Source organism: Moorena sp. SIO2C4 (assembly GCF_010672485.1).
In the GTDB taxonomy this organism is placed as follows: Bacteria; Cyanobacteriota; Cyanobacteriia; order Cyanobacteriales; family Coleofasciculaceae; genus Moorena; species Moorena producens.
In genome coordinates, this window is record NZ_JAAHGN010001131.1 from 1 (window position 1) to 2,323 (window position 2,323).

The 2,323-nt window shown below is 41.4% G+C and carries 2 protein-coding genes; both read left to right on the forward strand.

What is annotated here, in order from left to right; genetic code table 11:
- Window positions 1-1,164 precede the first annotated feature (1,164 nt).
- Window positions 1,165-1,863: a TVP38/TMEM64 family protein gene (locus tag F6K20_RS34620; protein ID WP_008190384.1), complete on the forward strand. Its 699-nt coding sequence runs from the start codon at window positions 1,165-1,167 to the stop codon at window positions 1,861-1,863.
- A gap of 131 nt (window positions 1,864-1,994) precedes the next feature.
- Window positions 1,995-2,323, forward strand: a 329-nt coding sequence (locus F6K20_RS34625; RefSeq protein WP_287297823.1) for a TVP38/TMEM64 family protein, incomplete at its 3' end; no start/stop codon positions are given.

The window sequence follows — 2,323 nt, forward strand, 5'->3', positions numbered from 1 at the left end:
GTATGGCCTGGGATTTGAGGTTTCCGCAGCACCCTAGGAGCCAGTTTTAAACTTTTAATATCTGTTTGTAGGAAAAATATTCGGTCAATCACATCTGGATTTTACCGAAAAGTATTAGCTAGTAAAAGAAGCTGGAAATAGCGAAGGATTACTAGCTATTGGTTTGGCGATCGCAAATCAACTGCAATCCATCAACTGCCCAGTTTGGGTTGATTAGAGTCATGGGCTTGTAGAATCAAAAGTTCTGTGCCCATAGTTTCCAGGGTCGTGCCAGGAGCTGATGCCGAGACCTCGAATAGCGCCGATGCACCAACCTGAGGGCTTCCCCCCACTCGCGCTTTGCATCAAGACAAGCATCAAGACAACCCAGTTACTCCTGCTTGGCCAGACTTGTCAACCCAACTTGTAAACAATTAATTCCCTATAAACGGCTAGTTAAACTTGAAACTAAAACTTGATCATTTGCTAGACCTCCCACAATGACTAGTCTATAGCCATCTCGTAAAGACGGAGTTAATAGTAGCATGTTCTACTTGTAATATGGGTACCCTATTTCTAAAATTAATCTAAATTCTCTTGTAGATATGGCGAAAACAATACCCTATTGATGTGTTCTATTGCTAGCCTATCTCGTCATTTCCCCGATCCCACACTTTTAGGTGCAACCCGTGGCGAATTTAATAAGAATTTAATAATTAGATGGGGAAAGCGCACCTTTATGATCAGTATTCAACCGGACTTGATATGAGGAGGATCAGGGGGATGAGCTTGTGATCAGCAAGTAACATCACCAGAAAGCAACTTGCTATCAGGGACTTCTGCACTTTTGGATAAGTTCTATCTCTAGGATTTACACTGATTCCCTGATTTACTAAACTAGCTCCTTATTGATTAAGGCTATTCTCAGTAAAAACTCATTAAGCTAAGATTTAATAGATTCATAAGCCTGGAAATTTCTAGGACTTAATGAGCAGTTTAAAATGACGATTAAAATCTATAAAAATTAGATCATTGGGACGTTAAAAATAGCGATATTGTGTCCATAACATATTAGATAACTATATCTAATATGTTATGGGAGGCAATTTAATTTATAATTGTTGTTAATTCAAATAATAACCCTATTTCAAAATAACCAATTACCAATTACTTTTTAACCAGCTCATGAACCTTTCATCCTCGAAATCTCAAAATCTGCCCCAGTCCAAGATACAGCTAAGACTAAGGTTAGGGATTGGGGCAATAGTTTTGGTGACAGCTGCCTTAATTTTACTATTTACGCCCGTTGGGTCTTGGCTGAAGCTGGAAAATTTGAGATTGCTTCAGGAAAGCATGGGTATTTTTGGACCACTGGGGTACATTCTAATTTATATTGTTGCCACAGTACTAGCTGTTCCTGATGCGATTTTAACCTTTTCAGCTGGTGCTCTGTTTGGACTAATGCTGGGTACTTTGTGGACTGTGATTGGTGCTACTTTAGGAGCAACGGCTGCGTTTATGATTGCTCGCTTTGTTGCTGGTGATTGGGTTAAGTATCAGTTTCAGGACTCTCGTTTTGATCAACTCAGTGAGGGAATTGAGAAAAATGGTTTTTGGTTTGTGCTCTCAATTCGCCTGGCACCAATTTTTCCATTCAATGCCGTGAACTATTTGTTTGGCTTAACACCAATTCCTCTACCCACCTATGTTATTGCGACCGCAGTGGGAATTATCCCGGCTACCTTTGCCTATGCTTGGTTAGGTCGCAGTGGTCTCGAAGCTATCAGCGGTAGTCCCCCCTGGCAACTGATCGGAGCACTAGTTGTATTAGCGGTGCTATCTACCACCCCCCTACTTTGGAAAAAATCAAAACTTAGGCAATAACTCTGCTTGTCGGGTGCGTTAATAATGCACCCTACACCATAAGGGCGAATATCAGGGGGAATGAAAGTCGAGTGTTGCGTAAGTCCTGACCCTAAGTCCTGACAATTTAAGGTGATTAAGGTAGAAGATTGATGAGATTGAACAGATTGCTGAAAAGACGAAGCCTTTGGTTAGCGATCGCGCTATTTATTTTGGTCCTATTGTGTTACTCGACTCCTGTCAGAGCCTTATTTAACCAGAGGTTTCTAGTGCAACAGTTGCAAGAATTAGGCCATTGGGCAATCTGTTTATTTATCCTGGTTTATGCTCTGGCAACGGTTTTAGGAATTCCTGGCACAGTACTGACTATCGCTGGTGGTACAGTTTTTGGTTTAGTTTGGGGTACCTTCTGGTCTGTTATCGGAGCAACCTTAGGCGCATTGGGAGCATTTTGGGTAGCGCGTTATCTATTGCGAGATTG